At 70.9% G+C, this 21,566-nt stretch carries 12 protein-coding genes; 5 read left to right on the top strand and 7 right to left on the bottom strand.

Features of this window, described 5'->3' with window-relative positions:
• Positions 1-4 precede the first annotated feature (4 nt).
• Positions 5-2,527, bottom strand: a complete 2,523-nt coding sequence (locus AC068D_RS29725) for a DEAD/DEAH box helicase (protein ID WP_478826185.1) — start codon at positions 2,525-2,527, stop codon at positions 5-7.
• A gap of 111 nt (positions 2,528-2,638) precedes the next feature.
• Between AC068D_RS29725 and AC068D_RS29720 the strand changes: the two genes are divergently transcribed.
• A complete protein-coding gene (locus AC068D_RS29720; protein ID WP_478826184.1) occupies positions 2,639-3,430 on the top strand; it encodes a metal-dependent hydrolase in 792 nt (263 codons plus the stop codon).
• A 39-nt stretch (positions 3,431-3,469) separates the two neighbouring features.
• Here the strand turns inward: AC068D_RS29720 and AC068D_RS29715 are convergent, their stop codons facing one another.
• The 3 genes from AC068D_RS29715 to AC068D_RS29705 are packed head-to-tail and all read right to left on the bottom strand — an operon-like array spanning position 3,470 to position 8,200.
• Positions 3,470-4,594: a hypothetical protein gene (locus AC068D_RS29715; protein WP_478826183.1), complete on the bottom strand. Its 1,125-nt coding sequence runs from the start codon at positions 4,592-4,594 to the stop codon at positions 3,470-3,472.
• Entirely contained in the window at positions 4,587-6,368 is a 1,782-nt protein-coding gene (locus AC068D_RS29710; protein ID WP_478826182.1) for an ABC transporter ATP-binding protein, read from the bottom strand. The genes AC068D_RS29715 and AC068D_RS29710 overlap by 8 nt, the downstream gene beginning before the upstream one ends.
• Complete coding sequence (locus AC068D_RS29705; RefSeq protein ID WP_478826181.1) at positions 6,365-8,200, bottom strand: ABC transporter transmembrane domain-containing protein; 1,836 nt, start codon at positions 8,198-8,200, stop codon at positions 6,365-6,367. The genes AC068D_RS29710 and AC068D_RS29705 overlap by 4 nt, the downstream gene beginning before the upstream one ends.
• Before the next feature lie 157 nt (positions 8,201-8,357).
• On the opposite strand from AC068D_RS29705, the gene AC068D_RS29700 reads away from it, so the two are divergent.
• Together AC068D_RS29700 and AC068D_RS29695 are read left to right on the top strand one after the other, a co-directional pair.
• The gene (locus AC068D_RS29700; RefSeq protein ID WP_478826180.1) at positions 8,358-9,971 is read left to right on the top strand and encodes a peptide-N4-asparagine amidase; all 1,614 of its coding nucleotides are present in this window, start codon (positions 8,358-8,360) and stop codon (positions 9,969-9,971) included.
• Between the two features lie 601 nt (positions 9,972-10,572).
• Entirely contained in the window at positions 10,573-14,097 is a 3,525-nt protein-coding gene (locus tag AC068D_RS29695) for a SpoIIE family protein phosphatase (protein WP_478826179.1), read from the top strand.
• A gap of 341 nt (positions 14,098-14,438) precedes the next feature.
• On the opposite strand, the gene AC068D_RS29690 is transcribed toward AC068D_RS29695, so the two are convergent.
• Entirely contained in the window at positions 14,439-14,879 is a 441-nt protein-coding gene (locus tag AC068D_RS29690; protein ID WP_478826178.1) for a MarR family winged helix-turn-helix transcriptional regulator, read from the bottom strand.
• Positions 14,880-14,992: 113 nt separating this feature from the next.
• On the opposite strand from AC068D_RS29690, the gene AC068D_RS29685 reads away from it, so the two are divergent.
• On the top strand, positions 14,993-16,828 hold the full coding sequence (locus AC068D_RS29685; RefSeq protein ID WP_478826177.1) for an ABC transporter ATP-binding protein: 1,836 nt from the start codon (positions 14,993-14,995) through the stop codon (positions 16,826-16,828).
• A 24-nt stretch (positions 16,829-16,852) separates the two neighbouring features.
• Here the strand turns inward: AC068D_RS29685 and AC068D_RS29680 are convergent, their stop codons facing one another.
• Positions 16,853-17,947: an NAD(P)-binding domain-containing protein gene (locus AC068D_RS29680; RefSeq protein WP_478826176.1), complete on the bottom strand. Its 1,095-nt coding sequence runs from the start codon at positions 17,945-17,947 to the stop codon at positions 16,853-16,855.
• 842 nt (positions 17,948-18,789) lie between these two features.
• The gene (locus tag AC068D_RS29675; protein WP_478826175.1) at positions 18,790-19,995 is read right to left on the bottom strand and encodes an NAD(P)/FAD-dependent oxidoreductase; all 1,206 of its coding nucleotides are present in this window, start codon (positions 19,993-19,995) and stop codon (positions 18,790-18,792) included.
• Positions 19,996-20,279: 284 nt separating this feature from the next.
• Here AC068D_RS29675 and AC068D_RS29670 point away from each other — a divergent pair, with 284 nt between their 5' ends.
• Positions 20,280-20,891, top strand: coding sequence for a helix-turn-helix domain-containing protein (locus tag AC068D_RS29670; protein WP_478826174.1), 612 nt, complete (start codon positions 20,280-20,282; stop codon positions 20,889-20,891).
• The last annotated feature ends 675 nt before the right edge of the window (positions 20,892-21,566 follow it).

Here is a 21,566-nt window from a genome sequence, read left to right as displayed (position 1 = left end):
ACTCTCACAGCTGACCGACGGCAGTGACCCGGATCACGGCCCTGGCTTCTTCGTCGGAGGCCGCCAGATCGACCTCCGCGCCGATGCCCCAGTCATGATCACCGTTGGGGTCGGCGAAGGTCTGCCGGACCCGCCACAGCCCGTGCTCCGGGTCCTCCTCGATGGACAGCAGCTTCGGGCCGCGCGCGTCCGGTCCCGTGCCCAGGTCGTCGTACTCGTCCCAGTACGCGTCCATGGCCTCGCCCCATGCCTCCTCGTCCCAGCCCGAATCGGCGTCCAGCTCGCCCAGCGCGGCGACCTGGTCGAGCGCGGCCAGTTCCACACGTCGGAACATCGCGTTGCGCACCAGCACCCGGAAGGCACGGGCGTTGGCGGTGACGGGTTTGACCTGGTCCGCCTTCTCCTGGGCCTCCTCGGCGGTCTCCACCTCGGGGTTGGCCAGCTGCTCCCACTCGTCGAGAAGGCTGGAGTCGACCTGGCGCACCATCTCGCCGAGCCAGGCGATCAGATCTTCCAGGTCCTCGGTCTTCAGATCGTCCGGGATGGTGTGGTCGAGGGCCTTGTACGCGCCGGCGAGATAGCGCAGCACGATGCCCTCGGTGCGGGCCAGTTCGTAGAAGGACGTGAACTCGGTGAAGGACAGAGCCCGTTCGTACATGTCACGGATGACGGACTTCGGTGACACCGGGTGGTCGCCGACCCAGGGGTGCGACTTGCGGTAGAGGTTGTACCCGTGCCAGAGCAGTTCCTCGAGCGGCTTCGGGTACGAGATGTCCTGCAGGCGCTCCATCCGCTCCTCGTACTCGACGCCGTCCGCCTTCATCGCGCCGACGGCCTCGCCGCGCGCCTTGTTCTGCTGGGCGGCGAGGATCTGGCGCGGGTCGTCCAGCGTCGACTCGACGACGGACACCATGTCCAGGGCGTACGACGGGGATTCGGGGTCCAGGAGGTCGAAGGCCGCGAGAGCGAATGTGGACAGCGCCTGGTTGAGCGCGAAGTCCTGCTGGAAGTCGACGGTGAGCCGGACCGTCCGGCCCTGGGCGTCGGGGGTTTCGAGCCGCTCCACGACCCCGCCGTCCAGGAGCGAGCGGTAGATCGCGATGGCCCGGCGGATGTGCCTGAGCTGCTGCTTGCGCGGCTCGTGGTTGTCCTCCAGGAGCTTGCGCATCGCCTCGAAGGCATTGCCCGGGCGGGCGATCACCGACAGCAGCATGGCGTGGGTGACCTTGAAGCGGGAGGTCAGCGGCTCCGGGTCGGAGGCGATGAGCTTCTCGAAGGAGTTCTGGGTCCAGCCCACGAAGCCCTCCGGGGCCTTCTTGCGGACCACCTTCCGCTTCTTCTTGGGGTCGTCGCCCGCCTTGGCCAGGGCCTTCTCGTTCTCGATGACATGCTCGGGCGCCTGCGCCACGACGAATCCAGCGGTGTCGAAGCCCGCCCTGCCCGCGCGGCCCGCGATCTGGTGGAACTCGCGGGAGCGCAGCGTACGGACGCGACTGCCGTCGTACTTGGTGAGTGCCGTGAACAGCACCGTGCGGATGGGGACGTTGACACCGACACCGAGCGTGTCCGTGCCGCAGATGACCTTCAGCAGGCCCGCCTGCGCCAGCTTCTCGACGAGACGGCGGTACTTGGGCAGCATGCCGGCGTGGTGGACGCCGATGCCGTGGCGTACGTAGCGGGAGAGGTTCTGCCCGAACTTGGTGGTGAAGCGGAAATTGCCGATCAGCTCGGCGATCTGGTCCTTCTCCTCACGCGTGCACATGTTGATGCTCATCAGCGACTGCGCCCGCTCGACCGCCTGGGCCTGGGTGAAGTGCACGATGTAGACCGGTGCCTGCCTGGTCTCCAGCAGCTCGGTCAGCGTCTCGGTGATGGGCGTCGTGCGGTACTCGTACGAGAGTGGGACCGGGCGGGTCGCGGAGCGCACCACGGCCGTGTCGCGGCCGGTGCGGCGGGTCAGGTCCTTCTCGAACATCGAGACGTCGCCCAGCGTGGCCGACATCAGCACGAACTGCGCCTGGGGAAGTTCGAGCAGCGGGATCTGCCAGGCCCAGCCGCGGTCCGGCTCCGCGTAGAAGTGGAACTCGTCCATCACGACCTGCCCGATGTCGGCGTCCTTGCCGTCGCGGAGCGCAATGGAGGCCAGGACCTCGGCGGTGCAGCAGATGACGGGCGCGTCGGCGTTCACCGAGGCATCGCCCGTGAGCATGCCGACGTTCTCGGTGCCGAAGAGCTTGCAGAGGTCGAAGAACTTCTCCGAGACCAGCGCCTTGATCGGCGCGGTGTAGAAGGTGACCTCGTCACGTGCCAGCGCGGCGAAGTGCGCACCCGCTGCGACCAGGCTCTTTCCCGAGCCGGTGGGTGTGGAGAGGATCACATTGGCTCCGGAGACCACCTCGATCAGTGCCTCCTCCTGAGCCGGGTAGAGCGAGATGCCCCGGTCTTCGGCCCAGGACGAGAAGGCTTCGAAGAGGGCATCGGGGTCGGCGTCCGGCGGCAGCTGATCGATAAGGGTCACGCCCCCCATCTTGCCTGGCTTCGGTCCGGATCAGGGAACCGGCCGCCGGAAGGAAGATCGCTACCGATAGCCTGTCCCGTCAACTCGGCGCAACAACAAGACAAATGGGGCGGGAACAGCATGATGGGACCGGCGCACTCCCTGTCCGGGGCGGCAGCCTGGCTGGGGGTGGGGGCTGCGACGGCCGCGGCCGGCCATCCGATGCCGTGGCCCGTACTCGTGGTCGGTGCACTGATATGCGCCGGAGCGGCACTGGCGCCCGATCTCGACCACAACGCGGCAACGATCTCCCGGGCCTTCGGGCCGATCTCACGGGGCCTGTGCGAGATCGTAGACAAGCTGTCCTACGCGGTCTACAAAGCGACGAAGAAGCCGGGCGACAAACGCAGGACCGGGGGCCATCGCACCCTCACCCACACCTGGCTGTGGGCGGTGCTGATCGGTGCGGGCACCTCGGCCCTGGCCATGACCGGCGGCCGCTGGGCGGTCCTCGCGATCCTCTTCGTCCATCTCGTGCTGGCCGTCGAAGGGCTGCTGTGGCGGGCCGCCCGGGTCTCCAGCGACGTGCTGGTGTGGCTGCTCGGCGCGACCAGCGCATGGATTCTCGCCGGAGTCCTGGACAAGCCGGGCAGCGGCTCCGACTGGCTGTTCACCGGACCCGGCCAGGAGTATCTCTGGCTGGGCCTGCCGGTCGTGCTCGGCGCACTGGTGCACGACATCGGGGACGCTCTCACGGTCTCCGGCTGTCCGATCCTGTGGCCCATCCCCGTCGGCAGCAAGCGGTGGTACCAGCTGGGCCCGCCCAAGGGCATGCGTTTCAGGGCCGGCAGCTGGGTGGAGCTGAAGGTGCTGATGCCGGCGTTCATGCTGCTCGGGGGAGTGGGCGGGGCGGCCGCCCTGAACTACATCTGACGGGGCCGGGCCCGGGCGCGTCCGCCCCGGGCCCGGCGCTCAGTCCAGCGTCCAGTGGTGCACCCGCGAACCCTGCCGGGTGAGCCAGGTACCGTCCCCGAGCGGCCTCACCCGCGTGGGGACCGGGCCGCCCGGATACCGCAGGCGGCCCAGAGGCCTCAGTGTGTCCGCGTCGCACAGCCAGTGGATGCTCTCCCAGTTGCATCCGTCGTCAAGAAGGCGACTGCTCTCCAGGATCACGTGCTCGGAGTCCAGGGGGTACAGATCGGAGTAGTCCCCCACGCCCGGGACGACCAGCAGATCCCCGTGGTCCACACGGGCGAGGCACTCGGAAGTCCGGGTCTCGTGGCACGCGATCTCGTTGACCTCGTCGTCCGCGGCCAGTCCCTCGGAGCGTCTGACCGTGAGCAGCCGCGAGGACCCGGGGACGAACCCCGCGATCTCGCCCATCCGGGTGCCCCCGAGCCGGTGGAGCGCGTCGCGCCGTGCCTCGAGCCAGTGCGTGGTCCAGCTGTGCCACAGGCCCCAGGAGGACACGGCGAGCAGGTCGCCGTCGGGGTGCCACATCAGCTCACTGTCGACCGACTCGACGGCCACCTTCCGCCGCTGGAGCACCTCACCGGACATCGCGTCGAGCAGCAGCAGGACATCGGTCGAGAAATCCGGGTCCTGGTGGGAGGCCACGGGGGCGGACGTCGCCGGCTCGGTGACGGGCATGGACACCACCACGGCGACGAGCGAACCGTCCGGGCTCACCGCCGGCGTCCCCCGTACCCGGAACCACTCGGCTGCCGCGGGGCGGACGTCGTCCGCCAGCTGCCAGCGCCTGCTCCCGTCGGCGGCCACGGACCACACGGTGACCCCGTCCGTGGCCACGAAGCCGCCGTCCGGCACCGGCTCCGCCGACGGGGAAGGCAGCGTCAGCGACGACAGGGGCTCAGAACGCCCCACGAGGAAGACCTCGCCCCGAAGGAGGCTCTCCCGTTCATGGACCTCGAGCGTCCACGGGCCTTCGGGGGTGATGGGCAGCCGCTTCAGCAGGATGCGTCCGTCGTGCAGAGGACGGATGATCCCCACCGATGCCCTGGTCCTGGTGAGGAGCCTGACGTCGATGTCCCGTGCCGTCCTGTCCGCGACCGTCGCCTCTTCGTCCGGGCTACCCATGCCACGACCTCCACAGCGCCGCGTACGCCCCGTCGGCCGCCACCAGCTCGCTGTGGCTGCCCAGTTCGCTGATCCTGCCGTTCTCGACGACGGCGATCACATCCGCGTCGTGCGCCGTGTGCAGCCGATGGGCGATCGCCACGACCGTACGGCCGTCGAGCACCCGGGCCAGCGAGCGCTCCAGATGACGGGCCGCGCGGGGGTCCAGCAACGAGGTCGCCTCGTCCAGGACCAGAGTGTGCGGATCCGCCAGCACCAGCCGGGCGAGGGCGATCTGCTGGGCCTGGGCCGGGGTCAGCGAGAGACCGCCGGAGCCGACCTCGGCGTCGAGGCCGCCGTCCAGCGCGCGCGCCCACTCGTCCGCGTCCACCGCACCCAGCGCCGCCCACAGCTCGGCGTCCTCCGCCCCGGCACGTGCCAGCAGCAGATTGTCGCGCAGTGAGCCGACGAAGACATGGTGCTCCTGATTCACCAGAGCCACGTGCTGGCGCACGCGCTCGGCGGGCATCCTGGACAGTTCGGCCGCACCGAGCGTGACCCGGCCGGCCCGCGGCGCGTAGATCCCGGCCAGCAGCCGACCCAGCGTGGACTTGCCCGCACCGGAAGGGCCGACCAGCGCCAGCCGGGTGCCGGGAGGCACGTCCATGGAGACGCGGTGCAGCACATCGACGCCTTCGCGGTACCCGAAACGCACCTCGTCCGCACGGACCGCGCGCCCTTCGGGACGCACGTCGCCGTCACCCGCCTCGGGCTCGATCTCCCGCACGCCCACCAGCCTGCCCAACGACACCTGCGCCACCTGGAGTTCGTCGTACCAGCGCAGAATGAGGTTCACCGGGTCGACCATCATCTGCGCGATCAGCGCACCCGTGGTCAGCTGCCCGATCCCGATCCAGCCCTGGAGCACGAACACCCCGCCGATCATCAGCACCGAACCGAGCACGGTCGCATGGGTGAGGTTGATGACCGGGAAGAGCACCGACCGCAGCCACAGTGTGTACCGCTCCCATGCCGTCCACTCCTTGATCCGCCGGTCGGAGAGCGCGACCCGGCCGGGACCGAGCCGGTGCGCCTCCACCGTCCGCCCCGCATCCACCGTCTCGGCGAGCACGGCGGCCACCGCCGCATACCCCGCGGCCTCCGAACGGTACGCCGAAGGCGCACGTTTGAAGTACCAGCGGCAGCCGAGGACCAGCAGCGGGACCGCCACCAGCACCGCCGGTGCCAGCGGCGGCGCGGTCACGGTCAGCCCGCCCAGCAGCAGCACGATCCAGAAGACACCGATCGTCAGCTGCGGCACGGCCTCGCGCATCGCGTTCGCCAGCCGGTCGATGTCCGTGGTGATCCGTGACAGCAGGTCGCCCGTGCCCGCCCGCTCCAGCACACCCGGCGGCAGCCCCACCGACCGTACGAGGAAGTCCTCGCGCAGGTCCGCCAGCATCCGCTCGCCGAGCATCGCGCCGCGCAGCCGCACCAGCCGGACGAACGCGGCCTGGACGACCAGCGCAACCGCGAACAGCCCGACGGTGCGCCCCAGATGGAGCTCGCGCGCACCGTCCGCCGCACGCTCCACCAGCGAACCGAGCAGCCACGGCCCGGCCATCGAAGCCACGACGGCAACCGTGTTGACGGCGATCAGCAGCGCGAAGGCGCGGCGGTGACGCCGCAGCAGCTCGCGCACATAGGCGCGGACCGTCGCGGGCCTGCCCACCGGCAGGGTGGTCGCCGTCCGGGGAGCTGCGGGGTCGTACGCAGGCGGCGCCACGCCGATCATGCCGTCTCCTCGATGTCGATCGCCTCGATCGTCGTTTCGCCCAGGCCGTTGCCGCTCAGGCCGTGGCCGCTCAGGCTCTTGCTCAGGGTGAGCCGTTCCGCCTCTGTCTCACGGGCCACGACCGCCCGGTACCGCGGCTCCCGGTGCAGCAGTTCCCGGTGCTTTCCGACGGCCGTGACCGTTCCCTCGCGGATCAGCGCGACCCGGTCGGCGCGGTCGAGCAGCAGCGGCGACGACGTGAACACCACGGTCGTACGTCCTGCCCGCAGTGTCCGCACTCCTTCGGCGATCCGTGCCTCCGTGTGCGAGTCGACGGCCGAGGTCGGCTCGTCGAGCACCAGCACCTCGGGATCCGCGATCAGCGAACGGGCGAGAGCGAGCCGCTGCCGTTGTCCGCCCGAGAGCGAGCGCCCGCGTTCGGTGATGGGCGCGCTCATCGGATCACCGTCGAGCGATGCCTGTGCCAGCGCCTCCAGGACATCCCCGCACTCGGCGGCGGCCAGGGCTTCGGCGGCGGACACGGCACCGGACGCGGGCACATCGAGCAGTTCGGTCAGAGTCCCGGACAGCAGGACCGGATCCTTGTCCTGGACGAGCACGACGGTCCGGGCCGTGTCGCGCGGCAACTCGTCCAGGGCGGTCCCGCCGAGCAGGACGGACGGCAGGTCCTCCGGGTCCGTGGCATGTCCGCCGAGCCGTTCGGCGAGTCGTCCCGCCGCGTCCGGATCGCCGCACACGACGGCGGTCAGTTCACCCGCCGGGGCGAGCAGCCCGCCTGCGGGGTCGTACAGATCACCGGTCGGTACGGCGTCGGAGGTGTCCTCCTGGCCTCCCGATGAGCGTTCCAGCGCCAGTACCCGGGCCGCGCGCCGTGCGGACGGCCGGGAGAAGGAGTACGCCATCGCGATCTCCTCGAAATGCCTCAGCGGATAGGCCAGCAGCATCACCGCGCTGTAGACGGTGACCAGTTCGCCGATCCCGATCCGGCCGTCGCCGACCAGCCCGATGCCGTACCAGACGACCGAGATGAGCAGCAGACCGGGCAGCAGCACCTGCAGCCCCGAGATCAGCGACCACATCCGGGCACTGCGGACGGCAGCCCTGCGCACCTCCTGAGAGGCGCGTCGGTAGCGCTCGAGGAACAGGTCCTCGCCGCCGATACCGCGCAGTACCCGCAGGCCCGCGACCGTGTCGGAGGCCAGCTCGGTGGCCCTGCCCGCCTTCTCGCGCTGGGCATCGGCGAGCCGAGTCGCCCGGGGGAGCAGCGGCAGCACGCCGAGCGCGAGCACCGGAACGCCGACGGCCACGAGAACTCCCAGCGCCGGCTGGTAGAACAGGAGCCCCACCACGACCACGACGATCGTCAGCGCGGCGGCGAGGAAGCGTGACAACGCCTCGACGAACCAGCCGATCTTCTCGACATCACCGGTGGAGACCGCGACCACCTCGCCGGCGGCGACCCGCCGGGTGAGTGCGGAGCCCAGCTCGGCAGTCCGGCGGGCGAGCAACTGCTGGGTGCGGGCCGCGGCGGTGATCCAGTTGGTGACGGCCGTACGGTGCAGCATCGTGTCACCCAGAGCGATGACGACCGCGGCGACGGCGATCAGCCCACCAGCCTGGGCGAGCCCGGTGCCCGAGCGCTCCACGACGGCCTGCACGGCGAAGCCGACGCCGTAAGGCAGAGCCATCACGGCGACGAAGTGCAGCATGCCCCAGGCCAGCGAGACGAGCTGGGCGCCGAGCTGCTTGCGGCACAGCCAGATCAGGAAGGCGAGTCCGGACCGGACGTCCGGCGCACCGGGATCGGGATACGGAAGATCACGAATCTGCATGGCATCCCAGATTGTTCGGAAAGGCGGCTCGGACGTGCAAGGTTCGCTCTCCGGAGACGGCCGCAGCAACCGGTTTTCCTGTTCCACGGGACAGAATCCGCCATGATTCACCGGGCCCTCTGGCGCCTGAGAGGCCCTCACGCTTCACTCCCGGCGCATGAGACGACGACAGATCATGTCCATGCTCGTCAGTCTGGTGCTGGCCGGCGGGGCCCTGTCCGGCGCGAGCCCCGCGGCGGCGGACAGCCCCGGAGGGCCACCCGCGGAGTTCGGCAGCGACTGGCACGACCCGGTCACCGCGGCTCCGCCCGTCACCCGCCCCGCCACGAAGTCCTGCGACATCACCGTCGCCGAGGCGCAGTTCCGTGACTTCACGCCGTACACGGGGAGTTACCTGCCACCCGAAGGCTGCGGAAGCAGATGGAGCAAAGTGGTGCTGCGCCTCGACGGCAAGGTCAAGGGCCGCCAGTACGACCGTCTGGGACAGCTCACGATCGGCGGCGTCGAAGTCCTTCGCACGTCCACTCCGCAGCCCTCGCCCGAGGGGATCATCTGGTCCGTGGAGAAGGACGTCACCCGCTACTCCGACACCCTGCGCCGTGCCCAGCCCGTCGAAATGCTCATCGGCAATGTCGTCGACGACACCTACACCGGGGTCATCGACGTCAGAGTGACGCTCAGCTTCTACTCCGCGGACGGCCCCCGGAACAGGTCCGCCGCGGTCCCCGACCGTGTGCTCCCGCTGCGGGCCGGGCAACCCCTCACCACGCCGCGCAACTCGGAGCGGATCCTCGCGGAGGTGTACGCCACCGGCTCGGGGGGCGGCTGCGAGGAGTACTGGTACCTGACGGTTCCCGACCCCGTTCCGTATGCGTGCAAGGCGGGTGAAGGGCCCCACCGCGAAGTGCGGATCAGCGTCGACGGGCAACTCGCGGGCATCGCCGCGCCGTTCCCGACCGTGTGGACGGGGGGCTGGTCCAACCCCTTCCTCTGGTACGTGATTCCGGGGCCGCGCGCCTTCGACGTCAAGCCCGTGACGTACGACCTGACACCGTTCGCAGCCGTCCTCAACGATGGCCGCCCGCATCGGATCGAGGTGTCGGTCGCCGGAGTGCCGGCCCGGCAGACGGGCTGGAGCACCCCGGCCAATCTGCTGCTCTGGCAGGACCGGGGCAGCCCGGTCGTCAGCGGCGCCCTGACCCATCACCGGGAAACCGCCCCGGTCAACTCCGTCCACTACAGGCCGGGTTCACTGCACCGACTGGAGACCGAGGGCAGCCACCGGCTCTCCGTCGCCGGATATCTGAACACCTCGCACGGCCGGACCACGACCTCGGTGACACGCTCGCTCGCCGTTGCTTCCGTGCACCGTTGGGGCGAGGGCGAGAACCCCGATGCGCTGGAGGCCCGTTGGACCGACGACGAGTCCGTGATCTCGGGCGGGACCACCACACGCACGCGCCACAGATACACGATGGACGGCCGGACCACCCTGGGCACGGGCGACCGGCTGCGGACGGTGCTCACGCTCGGGGACCGGGCCGACACCGTGGTGCTGCGTGACGGCAGGCGCATCACCGGGTCGCGGCTCGACGACTCGTACACGGGGGACGCGACGTACACCGCGAACGTGCCGCGCGACCAGCGCCACGCGGTCGGTACGACGTCGGAGCGTTACCGGCTGCGCGGCCCCCAGGCCCCGGACGGCTGCTACGACCGCGTGCTGACGACGGTCCAGGGGGTGGTGACGGAGGACCGCAGGCGCTGCTGAGGCGGGCCGACTTCGTATGAGGCGGCCCGGCGCAGGATCCGCGACTTCGTACGCAACGGTTCCTGCGGAAACGCCGGAATCCGACTTCGATGCGCACTGGTTGGGCCGCTTGGCCGCGTGCATTGTCCTCCGAGTGGCGTGTGCTGTGGGCACGGTACGTTGTCGCCAGGGGGTGGGGACGCAGTGGCCCGGCCCACCGGCGAATTGAGTGCGTCTGGATCGACGCGGCCGAAGACCGCGCCGTAGTCGGAGGCCGTTTTCTCCGTTGTTTCGTCCCGCGGATGTTGTTCGGTCCCACGGGGCCGCGTCGCGCCAGGTCGGGGTGGCTTCGTCGATGAGGCGGCTGACACCGTCGGCGACGGCTGTCGGCGACGGTGTTCGCCCACAGGGGCGATCGCCCCGCCGTCGGCGTGCGGCTGCAGGCGTACACTGCTGGTCAAATCACCCTTTTGGCTATTTTAGCCTTTCAATTCCGGCAGGAGTGTCGTCGGAACCGTCGGATCCGGCGTCCGATCTGCCCGGAAGATCCGCAGTGAGTGGCCGTCGGCAGCCTTGGGAGGGCGCGGGCGGATCACATGGGCGCCAGGAGGAAGATTTCTCGATGACCCGGCCCGATGACCCGCGCACCGCGGCGGCCCGGATGTTCGCCGAGGCCGGCGCGTTCGGCGAGCTTCTGGCCGGGATCGACTGGGCGGCGACGCCGCTCGGGTCGCCCGAGTCCTGGCCGGGGCCTCTGGTGGACACCCTGCGCCTCATGCTCACGTCCGAGCACGGGATGGCTCTGTACTGGGGCGCCGAATTCGCCACGCTGTACAACCTGGGCTCCGCACCCATCGTCGGCGCCAAACACCCCTGGGCGCTCGGCAGGCCCTACAAGGATGTGTTTCCCGAGGTCTGGGTCCACCCCGTGAGTTCCCACTTCCACTATGTGACCGACACCCGCAAGCCCCTGCTGATCCCCGATGAGCCGCTCATCATGGAGCGCCACGGCTTTCCGGAACAGTGCTACTTCGACTCCGCCTTCCAGCCCGTGCTGCTGGACGACGGCACCGCCGGCGGCGTGCTGCAGATCATCACCGAGACCACCGGCCGGGTACTGGGCGAGCGCCGGCTGCGCCTGCTGAGCGAGACCGGCGCCCGCACCGCCGGGCTGCCCACCCCGGGCGAGGTCGCCCGCGTCGTCGCGGAGGTGTTGGGCTGCTATCCCGAGGAGATCCCGTTCCTGTGCCTGTACCTGGCCTCAGAGCCGGGGATGCTGCGGCCGGCGGCGTCCGCCGGGCTCCAGCCGGCGCCCGAGGCCGTCTCGCTGAGCGCGGGCGACGGGTCGGAGGTCGCGGCCCGGCTGGCGCAGGTGGTCGCCGACGGTGCACCTGCCACACTGCCGGCCGCCGCGCTCAGCGGCGGCAACACGGCCGGGCAGCACGCCGCGGCCCCCCGGCTCCCGGTCGAGCAGGCGCTGGCCCTGCCGCTGCACTGCGCGGGCCAGGTGGAGGGCGTCCTGGTGGTGGGCGTCAACCCCTGCTTTCCGCCTGCCGGGGCCTACCGGGACTTCTTGGAGGTGCTCGCCGCCGCCGTGGCCGGGGCGCTGACGGCCGCGCTCGCCCACGACGAGCAGCGCCGGCGGGCGGAGGCGCTGGCCGAGCTGGACCGGGCCAAGACCACCTTCTTCGCCAACGTCAGCCACGAGTTGCGCACCCCGCTCACCCTGCTCCTGGGCCCGCTCCAGCAGGCCCTGGCCGACGAGGACCGGCCGGAGCGGCGCGAGCAACTGGAGCTGGCCGAGCGCGGCGGCCTGCGCCTGCTGAAGCAGGTCAACACCCTCCTGGACGTCGCCAGGGCCGAGGCCGGCCAGATGCGCCCGGCCCTCGAGCCGGTCGACCTCGCCTGTGCCACGGCCGAGCTGGCCGGGGTGTTCCGCTCCGCCTTCGAGGCGGCCGGGCTGACCCTGGAGGTGGACTGCCTGCCGCTGCCCAAGCCGGTGTCCCTGGACCGGGAGATGTGGGAGAAGATCATCCTCAACCTGCTCAGCAACGCCCTGAAGTTCACCTTCACCGGCGGCGCCCGGGTGCAGGTGGCCGCGGCCGGCGACCGGGCCCGGCTGACCGTGACCGACACCGGCACCGGCATCCCCGCGGACGAGCTGCCGCGCCTGTTCGAGCGCTTCCACCGGGTCCGCGGCGCCCGCTCCCGCTCCCACGAGGGCAGCGGCCTCGGCCTGGTGCTGGTGAAGGACCTGGTGGAAGCGCACCGCGGCACCGTCGGCGTGGACAGCCGGCTCGGCCGGGGCACCACCGTCACCGTGGACCTGCCCTTCGCCGCAACCCACCGGCCCCGCCCGGACCCATCCGCGACCGGCACCGGATCCCCCGGGGAAACCCCCAGGGAGGGCGGAGGCGGCCGGCCCGGACGCGCCGCGGCCTATGTGGACGAGGCGCTGGGCTGGCTGGCGGCCGACCCCGTCCCCGCCGCGGCCACCCCCTCGGCACGCACCCCGCACGCCCCCGCGACCCACGATGCCCCCCACGGCCCCGGCCCGCACGAAACCGACCGCCCCCACCGGGCCCGCCTGCTGGTCGTCGACGACAACGCCGACATGTGCGCCTACCTCACCCAACTCCTGCAGCCCGACTACGACGTGCTGCTCGCCACCGACGGCCGAGCGGCCCTGGAGATTGCCCTGGCGCAGCCGGTGGAGTTGGTGCTCAGCGACGTGATGATGCCCCGCATGGACGGCTTGGAGCTGGTCCGGGCGCTGCGCGCCGACCCGCGCACCGCCCGCCTGCCCATCGTCCTGCTCACCGCCCGCGCCGGCGAGGAGGAAGCGGTGCAGGGCCGGCACGCCGGCGCCGACGACTACCTGGCCAAACCCTTCTCCGCACGCCAGCTGCTGGCGCGCGTCCGCACCGGGTTGGAACTGTCCCGGCTGCGCGAACAGGTCCTGACCGAGACCCGCAGCCAACTGGCCGTGCTGGCCTCCCTGGCCGACGCGGGCCTACGGCTGTCCGCCACCCTCGATCCGGACCGGATACTGCAGGCTGCCGGCCAGATCCTGCTGCCCGAGTTCGCCGACCAGATCAGCATCCACCTAGCCGCCGCGGCACCCGCCCCGGCGCAGTTGCCCCAGGCGTACATCGCCGGCACCCCCCTTCTTGCCCGCGAGGCCCTGGCCACCGCGGCCACCCACGCGATCAACGGCACCGCACCGGCCCCAGCCGGCCCGCACCCGCCGCCCGCCGTGCTGGCCCTGCCGCTGCACGCCCACGACCAGACACTGGGGGCCCTGGTACTGGTCCGGCACACCGAATACTCCGCGGTCGAGCACAAGTATCTGGAGAACCTCGCCCACCGCCTGGCCCTGGCCTACGACAACGCCATCCGGTACTACAACGAGCGCCGCCTCGCGCTGACCCTGCAGCGCGCCCTGCTGCCCCACCGCCTGCCCCAGGTGTCCGGGGTGCGCCTGGCCTCCCACTACCGGGCCAGCAACCGCGGCGCCGAGGTCGGCGGCGACTGGTACGACGTGCTCGCACTGCCCGACGGTGCCGTGGGGCTGGCCATCGGCGACGTCATGGGCCACGACGTGGAAGCCGCCACCGTGATGGGCCAACTCCGCTCCGCCCTGCACAGCCTGGCGATGGACGGCGCCGGCCCGGCCCAGGTGCTGGCCAGGCTGGACGCCTACCTGCAGTCGCTCGCCGCCGAACGCTTCGCCACCTGCCTGTACGCGGTCTGCAACCCACGCCGCCACCGCCTGCGCTACGCCGCCAGCGGGCACCTGCCGCCCTTGCTGCTGGCCACCGACACCGCCTACCTGGAGCTGCCCCCGACGCTGCCGCTGGGACTGGGCAGCACTCCGGTCGACTGCGAGGTGGCGTTCCCGCCCGGCACCAGCCTGCTGCTGTACACCGACGGCCTGGTGGAAAACCGGGCGCTGTCCCTGGACGACTGCCTGGCCGCCCTGCGCCAGACCTGCGGCGCGCTGCCCGCCGCCGCCCGCACCGACCCCCAGCAGATCACCGAACGGGCCCTGGAGCTGCTGAACACCCCCGACCAGGTCGACGACGACACCGCCCTGCTCGCCGCCACCGCCGAACCCATCGTGTCGAACCGGCGACCCGCAGACTGACAGAAGTGCCGTACGACCGACCGCTACTGCTCGTGGTCAATGGCTGAGGAAGCTGCGGATTTGCTGGTCCACCGCCGACGAACTGCCTACATTGCCAGCGGAGAGTCGCGGATCCTGAGCCGGAGTGGTTCGGTGGCCCCTGTGCGACCATGCGACCGCACCTGCCTCCCGCGCGCCACCAGGGCCTCTCGTTTGGATACTGCCAGGGCTCGCGTGCCCCGGTACGCACGCTCGCCGCGTTGTCGTCGGTCGCCCCCGCTCCGCGTGGGCTCCTTCCTGCGCCTTGCGATCGCACGTACCGGACTCGGCTCACCGATCCAGCCCGATCCGAACGAAAGACCCTAGGCCGGGTCCACCAGCGCGGACAGCAGCCCGCCGAGCGTCTCGCGCTGGTCGGCGCTCAGTGGCGCCAGGATGTCCTCCGCGGCTGCCCGTCTGGCGCTGCGCAGTTTCCGGAGGGTGGCCCGGCCGCTCTCGGTGAGCTCGACTCGCACCACCCGGCGGTTGGCCGGATCCTGGACGCGCCGGACCCGGCCACTCGACTCGAGGCCGTCGACCAGCGTGGTCACGGCGCGCGGCACGACCTCCAGGCGGTCGGCGAGATCGGCCATCCGGGGAGCACCGTCGTAGTGCGCCACGACGCGCAGCAGCCGGGACTGCGCGGGCGTGATGCCGACCGGCTCCAGGTGCCGCTTCTGGATGCGGTGGAGCCGGCGGGTCAGCCGCAGCAACTGCTCGGCCAGCAGGCCGTCCGCGTCGGGGGCAGGGGCGGGGGTGGTCATGCGGGGAACGATACAGGACCATGCTCATTGTGAGTATAGGTAACAATGAGCTATGCTCCTCAAGTTCGACTGATCCCCAGCCAAGCTGAGAACGTCTGCCCCGGAAGGAGCCCATGCGCCCTCACGACGGTCCGTCCTGGACGCCCCCCGATCGGCCGCTCGATCCCACGCGCCCGCCTCCGCAGGAGCAGCAGTCCACGCAGGTGCGGCGCATCCTCCGACTCTTCCGCCCGTACCGGGCCAGGCTGGCCCTCGTCGGCATGCTCGTCGGTGCCTCGTCGCTCGTCGGCGTCGCCTCGCCGTTCCTGCTCCGCGAGATCCTTGACACCGCGATCCCGCAGGGGCGCACGGGACTGCTCTCGCTGCTCGCGCTCGGCATGATCCTCACCGCCGTGACGACGAGCGTCTTCGGCGTGCTGCAGACCCTGATCTCGACCACGGTCGGCCAGCGCGTCATGCACGACCTGCGCACCGGGGTCTACGCCCAGCTGCAACGCATGCCGCTCGCCTTCTTCACCAGGACCCGTACCGGAGAGGTCCAGTCGCGCATCGCCAACGACATCGGCGGCATGCAGGCGACGGTCACGTCCACGGCGACGTCCCTGGTCTCCAACCTCACCGCCGTCGTGGCCACGATCGTCGCGATGCTCGCCCTGGACTGGCGGCTGACGGCCGTCTCGCTGGTCCTGCTGCCGGTGTTCGTGTGGATCAGCCGCAGGGTCGGCGGGGAACGCAAGAAGATCACGACCCAGCGGCAGAAGCAGATGGCCGCGATGGCCGCCACGGTCACCGAATCGCTGTCGGTCAGCGGCATCCTGCTCGGCCGCACCATGGGCCGCGCCGACTCGCTGACGAGCGCGTTCGCCGACGAGTCCGAACGGCTGGTCGACCTCGAGGTCCGCTCCAGCATGGCGGGCCGGTGGCGGATGGCCACGATCGGCATCGTCATGGCCGCCATGCCCGCGCTCCTCTACTGGGCAGCGGGACTCACCCTGCAGCGTGGCGGCCCGGCTCTGTCGATCGGTACGCTCGTCGCCTTCGTCTCGCTCCAGCAGGGCCTGTTCCGCCCGGCGGTGAGCCTGCTCTCCACCGGGGTGCAGATACAGACCTCGCTCGCGCTGTTCCAGCGCATCTTCGAGTATCTGGACCTCCCGGTGGACATCACCGAGCCGGAGAAGCCGGTCCGGTTGGAGAAGGTCCGCGGCGAAGTCCGCTTCGAGGGCGTCGCCTTCAGCTACGACGAGAAGAGCGGGCTGTCGACGCTCGACGGGATCGACCTCACCGTTCCGGCCGGTGGCAGCCTCGCCGTCGTCGGACCCACCGGGTCGGGAAAATCCACCCTGAGCTATCTCGTGCCCAGGCTCTACGACGTCACGGGCGGCCGGGTCACGCTCGACGGCGTCGATGTCCGCGACCTGGACTTCCACACGCTCTCGTGTGCCGTGGGCGTCGTCTCCCAGGAGACGTATCTGTTCCATGCCTCGGTCGCCGAGAACCTGCGGTTCGCCAAGCCCGACGCCACGGCCGAGGAGATGGAGGCGGCCGCACGTGCGGCCCAGATCCACGATCACATCGCGTCCCTGCCCGACGGCTACGACACGCTCGTCGGCGAACGGGGGTACCGGTTCTCGGGCGGTGAGAAGCAACGCCTGGCGATCGCCCGCACCATCCTGCGCGACCCACCGGTGCTCATCCTGGACGAGGCCACCAGTGCCCTCGACACGCGTACCGAGCACGCGGTGCAGCAGGCCATCGACGCCCTGTCGGCCGGCCGCACCACCATCACCATCGCCCATCGGCTGTCGACGGTGCGGGAGGCGGACGAGATCGTCGTGCTCGACGGGGGACGGATCGCGGAACGCGGCAGCCATGAGGACCTGCTGGACCGGGCCGGGCGCTACGCCGAGTTGGTCCGGCGGGATGCCCAGCCGGCAGAGGTCACCGCCTGACCCACCGGATGTCCGAGGCTCGCCTCACAGGGCCGCTTCCACCGGGCCCGGTTCGAGGTCCAGAAGGCGCTTGATCTCCCGGACCGCCGCGCGGCCCGCCCGGTTGGCGCCGATCGTCGAGGCCGACGGTCCGTAGCCGACGAGATGGACGCGCTCATCCCGCACGGCACGCGTCCCGTCCAGGGCGATGCCGCCGCCGGGCTCACGGAGCCTGAGCGGAGCGAGGTGGTCGATCGCGGCACGAAAGCCGGTGGCCCAGAGGATGACATCCGCCTCGATCGTGCGGCCGTCATCCCACACCACGCCCGTCGGGGTGATCCGGTCGAACATCGGCAGCCGGTCAAGGACGCCGTCGGCGCGCGCACGTCGTATCGCGTCGTTCAGCGGCAGCCCGGTGACGGACACCACGCTCAGCGGGGGCAGCCCCCGGCGTACGCGCTCCTCGACCATGGCGACCGCCGCCCGGCCCTGCTCCTCGCGGAACGGGCCCTCACGGAAGACCGGCGGGCGTCGTGTCACCCAGGTGGTCCCCGCCGCGATCCGGGCGATCTCCAGGAGATGCTGGGTACCCGAGGCCCCGCCGCCCACCACGACCACGCGTTTGCCCGCGAACGCCCCCGGTCCCGGGTACTGCGCCGTGTGCAGCTGGCGCCCGAGGAAGGTCTCCTGACCGGGGTAGTGGGGCCAGAAGGGCCGGTCCCAGGTACCGGTGGCATTGATGAGTGCACGTGCGGAGTACGCCCCCTCCGACGTCTCCACCAGCAGCCGGCCGCCGTCACCCTCCCGCACCGCCCGGACATCCACCGGCCGGCGCACCCGCAGATCGAAGGTGTGCTCGTACCGCGTGAAGTATGCGCCGATGATCTCGGACGACGGACGGCTTTCGTCCGCTCCCGTGAGCTCCATGCCCGGCAGTGCATGCATCCCGTGGACCTTGCCGTAGGTCAGCGAGGGCCAGCGGAATTGCCAGGCGCCCCCGGGCCCGGGGGAGTGGTCCAGGACCACGAAGTCCACGTCGGGGCGGAGGCCCGCGCGCCGCAGATGGTAGGCACCGGACAGCCCCGCCTGTCCCGCGCCTATGACGACTACGTCCACGACTCGTGCCCCAAAGTTGTTCACGCTTCCACTAACTGCGGGGGTGTCGTGGATCTTCCCGCCCGGTTCGCAGCAGCGTCCTCGTGACCGGGCTCAGACGCCGGCCCGGAATGCGGGTCCTCCCAGCCGCCTGCCAGGAGTGGCGCGCGATTCCGTCCCGCGTCCTGGGGCGCGGGTCGGCCTGCGCGGTGAACGGCTCACCCACGACGGCCCGCCGGCCCAGGGGGGTGGACTTCCCGCGGTCACCCCGGCCACCGCCGGTCACCCGGTCGCAGCCTCGGCGGTGGCGGCCCGGCAGGGTGACGAGCGCCGCCGGTCAGTGGCGTACCGGCTGCACCTCCCCGAGCCGCCGGAGCGGCAGCCGTCGCCCGCCGCAGTGACGCACGGTCATCCTGGCCGCGCGGTGCGACGGTGCCGGGCGGTGCGGTGATGGTCACGCCGCCCCTCTAGTGCTGTGACCGGATAGGTTCACCGGCTCGCGACGCCCTGCACGGCACCTCGCTGCGTTGTCGCATCACCCGAGTACATCCAGTACGAGGGCGATACTCCGCCTTGCGATGCGTCCCCGCGGCCCCAAGGGGCCGGGGGAGACCCCATGCACCGGACGCCGCGAGCTTCCCGGCACACCTATCCGGTCACAGCACTAGGTTCATGCCTCGGCAAGCCTGTCGGGCCCGGGCCGGTGAGTCGTCCTTCTGTGCCGCATGGAGGCCGAGAGGTCGTGCACCGTGCCTCCCGACGGCTGCCGACGGCCCGCACCGGCCGTCGTGGACCTTCGGCCCGTAAATCGAGCAGAGCCGACGGTTGACGGCGGCACGCGACTGCCATGCGGCGACGGTGGCAACCACAAGGACATCGGGTGCCGTTCAGATGATGTGGGCTTCGGGCCGGATGGCGGCAGTCCCCTCGAAGCGGGTCGCCGTCAGCGGGCCGACGTCGAGGAACGGCTCCCTCCCCAGCCACAGGTCGCGGACGATCTCGCCGACCGCGGGCGCCTGGAGGAAGCCGTGACCCGAGAAGCCCGTGGCGTACAGGAATCGGCAGACCCCGGCCGCCTCACCGATCAGGGCGTTGCGGTCCGGCGTCATCTCATACAGTCCGGCCCAGCCCCCCGTCGGTTCCAACGCGGCGAGCGCGGGCGCGCGCAGGGCCGCGGCCTTTCGGAACGGCTCCAGCCATTCCTCGCTGAAGTCCCGTCCGAAGCCCGGCTCCTGGCGGGTGTCGGACAGCCCGAGGATCAGCCCGCCGGCGTCGTCGTTGTGGAAGTACAGCGTCGATGCGTAGTCGAGGGTGAAGGGGATACGCGGCGGACGTGGAGTGAGCGGTCCGGTGAGGGCGATCTGCCGGCGCAGCGGGGTGACCGGCAGCGGTACGCCGGCCATGGCCCCGATCGCGGCCGACCAGGCGCCCGCCGCACAGATGACGGCGCCGGTGCGGACCGTACCCGACGTCGTGTGCACCGCCCGCAGTGTGCCGCCGTCGCTGTCGATGCCGGTGACCGCGCAGTGTGTGCGCACGACCGCGCCCAGGTCGCGTGCCGCCCGCAGATAGCCGAGGACTGCCGCCTTCGGCAGGGCGTATCCGTCGTCCGGGGAGTACGCGGCCGCGACGATTCCCGACGACGGGTCGATGTACGGGCACAGTTCCTGGGCTTCCCGGGGGCTGATCAGCCGGCTCTCCACGCCCAACTCCCGTTGCACGGCGGCGGCTTCCTCGAACGCCGCGGCGTCCTGGTCGCGGCTCAGAAGAAAGAGATAGCCGACGCTGCTGAGCCCCACATCCGCGCCGGGCCGCTCGGTGAAGTCGCGCCACGCTCGCAGGCTGCGCTGCCCGAGGCGGATGTTGAGCGGGTCGGAGAACTGGGCGCGTACGCCACCGATCGGTTTGCCCGACGAGCCGGATGCCGCCGTGTCCCGCTCCAGCAGGAGGATGTCGTCCACACCCGCTTCGGCCAGATGGAACGCGATGCTGGCCCCGATCACACCACCACCGACGATCACGATCCCGGCCGAGGCCGGGATCGCCGACGGCGACGGTTCCACCAGGGGCGTACGAGCAGCGTCGTGAGCCATGAGGCCATGGTGACCGTCGTCGGCTCCTCCGTCCATGGGCAGTCCGGCGACCCGGCGTTCCGTGCGCCGACACCCGCCGGCCACCGGCAGGTGTGCGGCGACCTGCGGCGATCCGGCTGCCGTTCGGCGCAGGGACACCGGCGTTCGGCAGGCTTCCGGCGGCGATCGGGTCACCGGCGGCGCGGGGCGATGGGGACGCGGAGGTGTGCCGGAGCGCGGCGGCCCGGCGGAGCCGGACGCGCACCTGTCGCATCGCGACCGGCGCCTGGTCCGGTTTCGATCTTGTGGCCGACGACCCGCAGACCAAACTGTTCGTCACGATGCTCGCCGGGGTCCTGGAGTTCCAGCGTGACATGATCAGCGAGAACACGAAGGAAGGCGTCGCCGCCGCCGAGGCCGCGGGCAAGACGCTGGGGCGTCCGGCCGCGCTGGATGAGGACCAGGCGGCCGACGTCGTCGACGCGTACGCCAAGGGTGCCGCGGTGAAGGCGCTCGCCCGGCAGTACGGCGTCGCACCCAGAACCATCCGCAGGGTGCTCGACGCGGCCGGCGCCCGCGACATCGGCGACGCCTTGGAGGAACTCGACGGCTTGGCCACCGACGACGAGGGCCAGGAGCAGGCGCCCGAGCCTGAGCAGCACGTCATCGACGTGCCCGGCCTGCTCGCCGAGCGCCTCAAGGCCACCGAGGTCGCAGAGATCCGCGAAGCGCTGCGCAGTGGTCGGACCATCCGCCGCGGGCAGGGCTACTCGGTACGCGTCACCGCCCCGCTCGCACTCCACCGTGCCACGCTCAAGCAGTGCGCCGCCCTCGCCGGCGACGGCTCTACCTCGGCCGGGCGCAAGGCGTACCGCACGTATGCCGACCGGATCGCCGCAATGGCGAGGAGGGAATGAAGGTCGGTTGCAGGCTGCTCCACAGTCCCAGCTAAGGGGGAGCAGGATTCCACCATCAGATGACTTAAAGTGCGAATGAGTGATTGTTTCCTCATACCGTACTTCTATGGCAAGTCGTAACGGGAGTGGAATTTCGCTGGCGAGGGGTGTGTTCGTCATGGCCGGGGTGGTTGCTGCGCTGGGTACTGCGCCGGCCTGTGCCGACGAGACAGCAGACAGCGCGGACACCTGGGAGAGGTTTGAGGTGGTCGCGCCGGGGGGCCTGTACGTATCCGTGCCGTGCGCGGCTGCGCTGTCCCGTGCACATCCCGGGGGAACTGCCTCGGGCCGGCTCGGCGAGGTTCGTGTGATCGATGAGCGGGCCGCTCGGGATGCCGCCTGGACGGCGACCGTCACCGTGGGCAGGGATTTCACGGCGGGTTCGCATGGGCCCCATGAGACGATCTCTGGAGGTGGGGTGGTGTACCGCCCTGGAGCTGCGATCGATGCGTTCAATGGTCCGTTCGTTCCCGGTCGTTCCGGTTCCCTTGCCGCTTTCCGTACGGCGTTCAGCCGTCCGGTTGGCTCCGGCAGTAATTCCGTCTCCTGGCACCCCACCCTCAACGTCCACGTGCCCACCGCCGGAGTGGCTGGCGTCTACCGAGGTGTGGTGACACATTCAGTGGCATGAACCCC

The organism is Streptomyces sp. NPDC043861, assembly GCF_056435905.1.
This window is presented reverse-complemented; position numbering and strand designations above follow the sequence as displayed.

Excerpts from the sequence above, each read along its gene's own strand:
- AC068D_RS29725 (WP_478826185.1), bottom strand. The coding sequence starts at position 2,527 with ATGGGGGGCGTGACCCTTATCGATCAGCTGCCGCCGGACGCCGACCCC.
- AC068D_RS29720 (WP_478826184.1), top strand. The coding sequence starts at position 2,639 with ATGATGGGACCGGCGCACTCCCTGTCCGGGGCGGCAGCCTGGCTGGGG.
- AC068D_RS29715 (WP_478826183.1), bottom strand. The coding sequence starts at position 4,594 with ATGGGTAGCCCGGACGAAGAGGCGACGGTCGCGGACAGGACGGCACGG.
- AC068D_RS29710 (WP_478826182.1), bottom strand. The coding sequence starts at position 6,368 with ATGATCGGCGTGGCGCCGCCTGCGTACGACCCCGCAGCTCCCCGGACG.
- AC068D_RS29705 (WP_478826181.1), bottom strand. The coding sequence starts at position 8,200 with ATGCAGATTCGTGATCTTCCGTATCCCGATCCCGGTGCGCCGGACGTC.
- AC068D_RS29700 (WP_478826180.1), top strand. The coding sequence starts at position 8,358 with ATGAGACGACGACAGATCATGTCCATGCTCGTCAGTCTGGTGCTGGCC.
- AC068D_RS29695 (WP_478826179.1), top strand. The coding sequence starts at position 10,573 with ATGACCCGGCCCGATGACCCGCGCACCGCGGCGGCCCGGATGTTCGCC.
- AC068D_RS29690 (WP_478826178.1), bottom strand. The coding sequence starts at position 14,879 with ATGACCACCCCCGCCCCTGCCCCCGACGCGGACGGCCTGCTGGCCGAG.
- AC068D_RS29685 (WP_478826177.1), top strand. The coding sequence starts at position 14,993 with ATGCGCCCTCACGACGGTCCGTCCTGGACGCCCCCCGATCGGCCGCTC.
- AC068D_RS29675 (WP_478826175.1), bottom strand. The coding sequence starts at position 19,995 with ATGGCTCACGACGCTGCTCGTACGCCCCTGGTGGAACCGTCGCCGTCG.